The organism is Waltera acetigignens (genome assembly GCF_025567015.1).
Classification (GTDB): Bacteria; Bacillota; Clostridia; order Lachnospirales; family Lachnospiraceae; genus Acetatifactor; species Acetatifactor acetigignens.
Genome location: NZ_JAOQJO010000022.1, coordinates 60,863 through 68,702, shown reverse-complemented (window position 1 = coordinate 68,702; position 7,840 = coordinate 60,863). Strand labels below are relative to the sequence as shown.

Sequence of the window (7,840 nt, the reverse complement as noted above, 5' to 3'; positions counted from 1 at the left end):
CACCAACCAGCTAATCAGACGCGGGTCCATCTTGTACCACCGGAGTTTTTCACACCGCTTCATGCGAAGCTGTGCGCTTATGCGGTATTAGCAGTCGTTTCCAACTGTTGTCCCCCAGTACAAGGCAGGTTACCCACGCGTTACTCACCCGTCCGCCACTAACTTTTCAATCGCTAGGCTTCATGAAAAGTCCGTTCGACTTGCATGTGTTAGGCACGCCGCCAGCGTTCATCCTGAGCCAGGATCAAACTCTCATGTTTAAGCATTAAACATTGTTAAATATGGTGTTTGTGTCCTGCCAGTTTTATCTGGCATTGTTTACTGTTAATTCGGGTAGCTTGTCAATCTTTCGATCAACTTGCTTGTTCTTGAATTTCTCTGAAAATCTTGGAATTTTCAGGGTTGCATTACTGTTTATTTGTCAAAGATCAAAACCTCTTGCTCCGCAAGAGCTGTGTTGCTTTGCTGTTGTTTTCAGCGACAGCTTTGATAGTTTATCATAACCGTTTCTGTTTGTCAACAACTTTTTTCAAGTATTTTTTGACATCTTACAACAGCTGACGGAGAAGGAGGGATTTGAACCCTCGCGCCGCTATTAACGACCTGCACCCTTTCCAGGGGTGTCCCTTCAACCTCTTGGGTACTTCTCCAGATAGTTGATTCTAATTAATCTATATAATTATCGGCGGCACGAATGCCTAGCGGAGAGAGTGGGATTCGAACCCACGCGCCCTTTCGGACAAACGGTTTTCAAGACCGCCTCGTTATGACCACTTCGATATCTCTCCGAATGTGTGTCTTAAGTCTTTGTCATCTGTGTTGCTCACCTGACGACAAAAGCTATTCTAACAAAAAGGTCTGCTATTGTCAACACATTTTTACACAATTTTTATTTTATTTTTTTAAGATGAGAAAAAGCCCATTTTATCACGTTTTTGGGCTTTTCCTCTTTTTGCTGAATACAGTTTTTTCTATGAATTGTGTCTGTTATCATGTAATTGTTACAAATATTCCTACTATTTGCTTTTTACCACTGTCTGCTTTTCCCTGCAAGATACAACTCCCAGTCCGTCATATGATTTTCCATATTAGTGATCAGAACCACTTTGCAGTCATTCTCAGAGTAGGTCACTTCTCTCTGCCACTTGTAAAAATCCGGCCCGTCTCCCAGATTTCTCATATAGCCCATCAGGCGTTTCAGGCAGTAAGCTGTCTCCTTCACATCCGTCAGGCAATCATTGGCATAAAAGTCTTTCCATTTTCCGTGTTCCCGGTCCCTCATGGCGCTGTCCGCCGCTTCAAATGCTTCTGCAGCATTACCCAACAGGAAGAAGGCCTTCTTATATTCCTTCCGTTCATATGTTGCAAATGCTTCTGTAAATAAGATAGCTCCCTGTAGACAATTCCTGTGGATTTTCACCTGCAGCAATACGGAATCTTTCCATAATTCATTTTCTCCAACGGTAAGGCCGCGCTCATACAAACCCTCAAGCTGTTTTCCCGTCTGCAGACATTTTCCTGTAAACCATTCCATCTGTGCAGCAAAGGTATCCTTATGAATACACCAGAACAGTTCTTCCACCGGTTCTGCAGTTCCGTTCTTCATCCAGCTATAGATAAAATCCCTCACAACATAATTATAGAATTGTTCTCCGGCATGCTCATCCTCTTTCTCTCCAAAGGGTAACATAGCCCTCGGATAATCGCGAATGCAGTCTTCCATAATGGAAAGCTGCGCAGTATCATTCTCCGCCCCATAGTATTCGGTGACATAACGCTTTCTATGCTCTTCTGCCGACAGAGCATCCTGTTTCCACAGATTGGCAATAAAAGAAAGAGGATATACATGCGGCTTGATATTGGATGCATTGACAAGCCACAGGTCCGTAATTCCATGCCTCATAGCATCCGTAAGCTCTTTTTCCACGAACTCCATGGAATTAGGCAGCATGGTAATATGGTTGGCCGCCTGTAAATCATAGAAGGATACATGATAATAGATGCCATGCCGTCCCTTATCTCCTTCCTCCGGCAGCGCTGACACTCTGGGGTTATGATTGCCTTGACGTCTGGATACCATCTTGCCGTAACCGTTGTCCGCCCAGATCAGGATCACATCCTCCGGGATCTGCAGGCAGCCCTCACGATACAATTCCAGAATCTCTCCGTACAGATTCGTACAGAACACTGCATCCGGAATCTGCTCTCTGACCATGGCATATTGCTTCTTCATAATATTGCTGATTAGCTCTCCCCGTTTTTCAGGTGTGTCAAAAGCAGGATCATTTTCCCAGAAAGGAACATCTCCTTGTCCCCGAAACCCGATATTCCAGATGACTTCCTCATCCTTTTGCCGTCCGATGGCGTCTTTCCATAATCCTTCAAACAAATCTTTATGTTTCAAATACGAAGGTTCCAGATCCGGGTAAGCCCGCAGGAACATTTCCGCTCCCAGCGGCTCCGCATGGTGATGTGTGATCATCAGCCCCATATCCGACGCAATAGGCGCATAGATTCTGGAATTTTTATCTGTTCCGGGAATCACCAGATTACCGCCGCAGCGAAGCAGTGCTTCAAACACCATTTCCCATGGATAGTCTTTTGATACGCCGGCTGTCCAATGGCTGATCAGTACTTCATCATTAATGAACCAGCCGCGGTACCGGATCCTGTCCGCCTCTGAATGGTATGTACCGCAAGGAATCTCTACATAAGATTTCACTTCCATCTTCTGATCATTCCAGAACCAGAAAGGCAGCACTCCAAGGTAGGTTTCACTAAGGTAATTTAATGCATAGATAAAGGAACGGGCATCCGCTCCGTAGATCGTAATCTCCTGTTCTGTCACTTCCAGCTCATATTGTTCCGGTTTCAGATCTTTTTTGCACAAAATGATCCTGTTTCTATTCTTGACTATGTCAGTCAAAGTCTTTTCCATGTCTCTCCGAAACCGCTCACAGGCAAATTCTACGGCTTTTTCTGTTACGGCATCCGAAAGTAAGGTAGTGTTTCTACTTAACTGAAATGGGTTCATGCTCTTCTCCCTCTGTCTGTCATAATGATAGCAACATTATAAAAAAATGGGGTTCTTGTATCAAGATACAAAAAAGCCCGTTTCACTGACAAAATTTGTCTGTGAAACGGACTTCTGTATTTTTTCTTAATTATCTGCCGGATTACAGTTTCAGATCATCCAGCAGCATCTCTGCATAGATTCCACCGATCTCTTTCAACCCTTTAGCAATCAGAGAAGCGAAATTCACAGCACCGTCATAACGAAGGTGGGTATTATCCTCGGATTTCTCCGGATGATTTTTGTACTCGCCCTCCGGGAAGAACATGTACCATCTTCTGCTGTTTTTCTCGCCGGCTCTTTTCAGTTCCATGCGGCTCATGCTGTAGAGGTCTACCAGCGGCACATTGTTTTTCTCTGCGGTCTGTTTCATGGCTGCCACATAGTCGGAATGCGCACCGATTCCCAAATGTTTTTCATCCATGAAGCATCTGCGCTCCAACGGGGTGATCAGCACCGGATACGCACTGTGATCTCTGGCTACCCGGATAAAAGTCTCCAGGTTCTCCATGTAAGTGGAAAAAGGCTCTGTATATCTGGTGGGATCCTCTTTTTTCTCGTCATTGTGTCCAAACTGGATAAACAGGAAATCTCCTGCACCAATTTTCTCCTCTATGGCTTTCAGTCTCCCCTCGTCCATAAAGCTTTTGGTGCTTCTGCCGTTTTTGGCATGGTTTACTATCTGATACTCATTTTTAACAAATAAAGGAAATACCTGGCCAATGCCCGTCTGTGGATATGTTGTGAAATCATTGGTCTGGACTGTGGAATCAGCAGCCCAAAAAATTTTATTCATTTCTGCCTCATTTCTGCGCTTCCCCTGCGCATCTTTTCTTGTGGAATTTACTCACAGATACAGCACAAGGGAAACCGAAGTTTCCCTTGTCTAAGTCTAAATACGTGTGAGAAGAAAATCACTCCTTAACCGCACCGATATTAACACCCTTTACGAAATACTTCTGCAGGAAAGGATACAATGCCATGAAAGGAAGGATTGCACATACGATCGCTGCATAGAACAGAGTGTTCTGTGATACTGAATACTGCGTGGTAGGGGTATCACCATCCATGATCATATTACGTAACTGATACTGGAAGTTAACCTGATCAGGATTGGTAATATAGATCTTAACGGTAGAATAGTCATTCCATACGGTAACTGCGAACATCAGGCCGATGGAAGCCAGAGCTGCTTTGGACAGAGGAAGCACGATCTTGAAGAAGATTCCCATAGGGGAGCATCCATCGATCTCGGCCGCCTCGAACAGGCTGGCAGGTATTCCTTCGAAGAAGTTACGCATCAGTACCAGGTTGTACACGTTCATACCGTGCTTCACTACCAGGATCCACATACTGTTAACCAGGTGTAACTGCTTCATTACCAGATACTCGGGGATCATACCACCGGAGAAGATCATGGTAAACAGAAGGAAATATGCGAAGAAGTTACGTCCGGGCATATCAAACTGGATCAGTACATAGCCACCCAGGGTGGACAGGAGCAGACCAAGGAACGTACCGAGCACGGTTGTGATCACGGAGTTGATGAACGGTCTGTAAAGTCTCTGGGTATGAATGATGGTCTTATAGCCATCTAAGGTAAAATCCTCCGGCCACAGTCTGAACTGGTATACACCCACAGCATTGAAGGAGTCTACTACTACCTTCCAGATAGGTACCAGAACCAGGAGGCCGATGAGAATAAATACGATGTAGTTTACAATATCGAATACATGAACCTTTTTCTTAGGTTTACGATAAGCTGTCTTTGCCACGTTTAACACCTCCTATACAATGCCACGGCCACGGGTCTTCTTACTAGCCCAGTTACATATCAGTACCAGTACACAGCCAACCAGGGACTTGAAGAGACCAACTGCTGTAGAGTAACCATAGTTCGGCAGAGCGATTGCGAATGTCTGACGATAAATATAAGTAGAAATAACATCAGATACGCTGTATACCGCATTGTTGTACAATACGAATACGGACTCGAACATATTCATAACCTTAGCAAGGTTCAGGATCAATACAGTGATAATAGTATTGGACAGTGCAGGCAGCGTTACGAAACGCATCTTCTGCATACGGGTTGCACCGTCGATATCAGCTGCTTCATACAGCTCCGGGTTGATACCTGCCAGAGTAGCCAGGAAGATAATGGTTCCCCAACCGGTCTCTTTCCAGATATTGATAATGTAGAAGATCGGTCTCCACCATGCAGTGCTTGCCAGGAAATAAATTCCCTTGGCATCCGGTGCCAGGATGCCCCAGTCACGCAGCAATCCGTTTACCAGACCGGTAGAGGAAGGAGACAGGAACAGGCTGAAGATAGATGCAACTACTGCCCATGACATAAAGTGGGGCAGATATATAATAGTCTGCAAAGTTTTCTTTGCAAAGAGATTTCCCATTTCATTTAAGAAGATTGATACGATAACCGCAGTGAAGGTCGTGATCAATAACTTCATGATACTCAGTTCCAATGTGTTCCTGAATGCACTCCAGAACGCATCGGTCTTAAACATACTGTAAAAGTGCTTGAGTCCCACAAAAGTAGGAGCACCTACGGGCTTGTAATCGTAGAATGCATAACGAATACCAAGCATGGGCCAGTAATACATGATCAAAATAAATATAAATACAGGCAGGAACATTACATAATAGCCTCTGTTATTCCAGATCCGGAGACCCAAAGGCTTGTGACGTACTTCTACGCCGGTGGATGTGGTGATTTTATTTTTCTTGCTCATACCATCCCTCTTCCTTTCAACTTCATCTCACACATTCTTTTCTCTCTAAAATATCCTGTCCCATGGGCTTTGTATCCCGATGGGACAGGATAATTATATCATATTTTGCAGCTTCCGCTACTCTATTACGGTCTCAATTACTGATTCAGTTCAGCTAAGCACTGATCAATGATACTGCCAACAGTGTCAACGTAGGTCTGCATAGCTGCATCTACATCGCCGCCATCAACTACTACAGAAGTGATAGCTGCCAGCTTAGCATCATAGATGGTACCGGACTCGTTGGTGTAGGTCTCAGAGGTAGGAGACTGAGGAGCATCCTTGCAGTTCTCGGTGAAGAACTTGTTGCCTTCTGCAGCCAGGCTGGAGATATCGTTAAAGCCGTTGTCCAGAGAGCAGATAACCAGAGCGGGATCCATAGCGTTCTTCTTCCATACGGAGTTAGGATCGTTAGGAGACTGCTTTAAGTGGAACTGACCATCTTCGTACTCGTAAGACTTCTCTTTTTCAGTACCTGCATTGATGGTGAAGCTTTCAGCCTTGGTAGACCAGTGAACATCCTCTGCACCGTAGGTCCACAGTGTCTGCACCTTGTCACCATCCATCATGGTCTCGATGAATGCATCGAAGATAGCCTGCTCACGGGAATTGTCTCCGTCACCGTCATCAATGATAACCCATACAGGAGCTTCTCTGTTCAGGTAAGCGCCAACCTCAGCGATAGGAGCCAGCTCAACCAGCTTCTCATCTACGTTGTTCTTGATCAGGTTGTCGGTCAGAGTCTGATACCAGGAACCTGCCCAGTAAGTGAATACACCTGAAGAACCGGTCTGATCGTTAGAGAACCATTTCTCACGAGCGATCTTGGTGGAAGCGGTCAGGGTCTCAGGGTCGATAGCGCCATCCTTGTAAGCCTGCTGTAATCTTAACAGAGCTGCCTTGGTAGCATCGGTCTGGAATCCATCGTACCAGGTACCATTCTCATCCTGCAGGATTGCGGGATAAGCATCCTGCCAGAACTCAGGCAGATAGTTTACATAAGGAGCCTCGTTACCAATGAAACCAGCTGCGATAACACCATAGGTATCACCGGTTACGCCGTCGCCATCGGGATCTTCGTTGTGGAACTTTAACAGCATGTTGTAGTAATCATCATAAGTCTTGATGTCTTCAGCCTTCAGGCCAACTGCATCTAACCATGCCTGCTTAACGTAAGTAACACATCCATTACCATAGGTAGGAGCGAAGCCATACAGATGACCTTCCTCATCCTTCAGGTTCTCGTTGATCTCAGGCAGGATCAGGTGAGACTGGAATTTAGCGTTTGCATATGCTTCGGACATATCCCACAGCAGACCGGTAGGTGCATACTGCTTGAACATATCTGCACTCATGATCATTACATCAGGATAGTCACCGCCTGCGAACAGACGACCTACTGCATCGGTATAACCGGAGTGGTCTAACTGCTGAATGTTCATCTTAATAGGATGACCGATTGCTTCGGATACTGCATCATCCCACTGCTGAACGAATTCAGCCTGGCCGTTATCAACGGTTGCTGTCAGAGTACCATTAACTACTACGTTAATCTCCTCCAGATTGTAAGCTTCGGTAGATGCTGCCTCGGTAGAAGCTGCTGCGCTGCTGGTTGCTGCGCTGTCGGTGGATGCTGCAGGAGCATCATTGCTGCTTCCGCATGCTGCTAAGGAAGCTACCATAGCAGATGCTAAAAGTACGGATAATACTTTTCTCTTCATTTTGTTCCTCCCTAAAAATTTGGAATCATGATTTGTCATGGGGTCATTCCCTTGACTTGCCCTCACCTTATCATCAGCCATCTGGAAAAACAAGTTACAATTTTTGCGTTCGGGTGCAAATTTTGACCACCGATTCTGCAAACCCTTGATTTTACTGCATTCTTTGAAAGCACTTACATTTGATATTTTTAAATTTGAAAGGGGTTACATCTTGCTTCCTTTGTAAGTAACTGATACAATAGACATGGTTTATT

Annotated in this window: 5 protein-coding genes, 2 tRNA genes and 1 rRNA gene; all 8 read right to left on the bottom strand. The window is 45.2% G+C overall.

The genetic code is table 11. The annotated features are described in order from the left end of the window. Window positions 1-260 (bottom strand): 16S ribosomal RNA (locus tag OCV96_RS17280); the annotation flags it as partial. Window positions 261-561: 301 nt separating this feature from the next. Further along, window positions 562-650: transfer RNA gene (locus OCV96_RS17275), tRNA-Ser, on the bottom strand. 52 nt (window positions 651-702) lie between these two features. Beyond that, window positions 703-788 (bottom strand) — tRNA-Ser (locus tag OCV96_RS17270). A 239-nt stretch (window positions 789-1,027) separates the two neighbouring features. Further along, the gene (locus OCV96_RS17265) at window positions 1,028-3,034 is read right to left on the bottom strand and encodes a glycosyl hydrolase 115 family protein (RefSeq protein ID WP_262595040.1); all 2,007 of its coding nucleotides are present in this window, start codon (window positions 3,032-3,034) and stop codon (window positions 1,028-1,030) included. Between the two features lie 142 nt (window positions 3,035-3,176). Next, window positions 3,177-3,869: a rhamnogalacturonan acetylesterase gene (locus OCV96_RS17260; RefSeq protein WP_227733886.1), complete on the bottom strand. Its 693-nt coding sequence runs from the start codon at window positions 3,867-3,869 to the stop codon at window positions 3,177-3,179. Between the two features lie 118 nt (window positions 3,870-3,987). Then, a complete protein-coding gene (locus OCV96_RS17255; RefSeq protein WP_117467057.1) occupies window positions 3,988-4,848 on the bottom strand; it encodes a carbohydrate ABC transporter permease in 861 nt (286 codons plus the stop codon). Window positions 4,849-4,860: 12 nt separating this feature from the next. Beyond that, on the bottom strand, window positions 4,861-5,826 hold the full coding sequence (locus tag OCV96_RS17250; RefSeq protein ID WP_227733887.1) for an ABC transporter permease: 966 nt from the start codon (window positions 5,824-5,826) through the stop codon (window positions 4,861-4,863). A 137-nt stretch (window positions 5,827-5,963) separates the two neighbouring features. Continuing rightward, on the bottom strand, window positions 5,964-7,586 hold the full coding sequence (locus tag OCV96_RS17245; RefSeq protein ID WP_262595039.1) for a type 2 periplasmic-binding domain-containing protein: 1,623 nt from the start codon (window positions 7,584-7,586) through the stop codon (window positions 5,964-5,966). Between the last annotated feature and the right edge of the window lie 254 nt (window positions 7,587-7,840).

Bases quoted from the DNA above. Each gene is read 5' to 3' on its own strand.
- OCV96_RS17265 (WP_262595040.1), bottom strand. From the start codon at position 3,034: ATGAACCCATTTCAGTTAAGTAGAAACACTACCTTACTTTCGGATGCC.
- OCV96_RS17260 (WP_227733886.1), bottom strand. From the start codon at position 3,869: ATGAATAAAATTTTTTGGGCTGCTGATTCCACAGTCCAGACCAATGAT.
- OCV96_RS17250 (WP_227733887.1), bottom strand. From the start codon at position 5,826: ATGAGCAAGAAAAATAAAATCACCACATCCACCGGCGTAGAAGTACGT.
- OCV96_RS17245 (WP_262595039.1), bottom strand. From the start codon at position 7,586: ATGAAGAGAAAAGTATTATCCGTACTTTTAGCATCTGCTATGGTAGCT.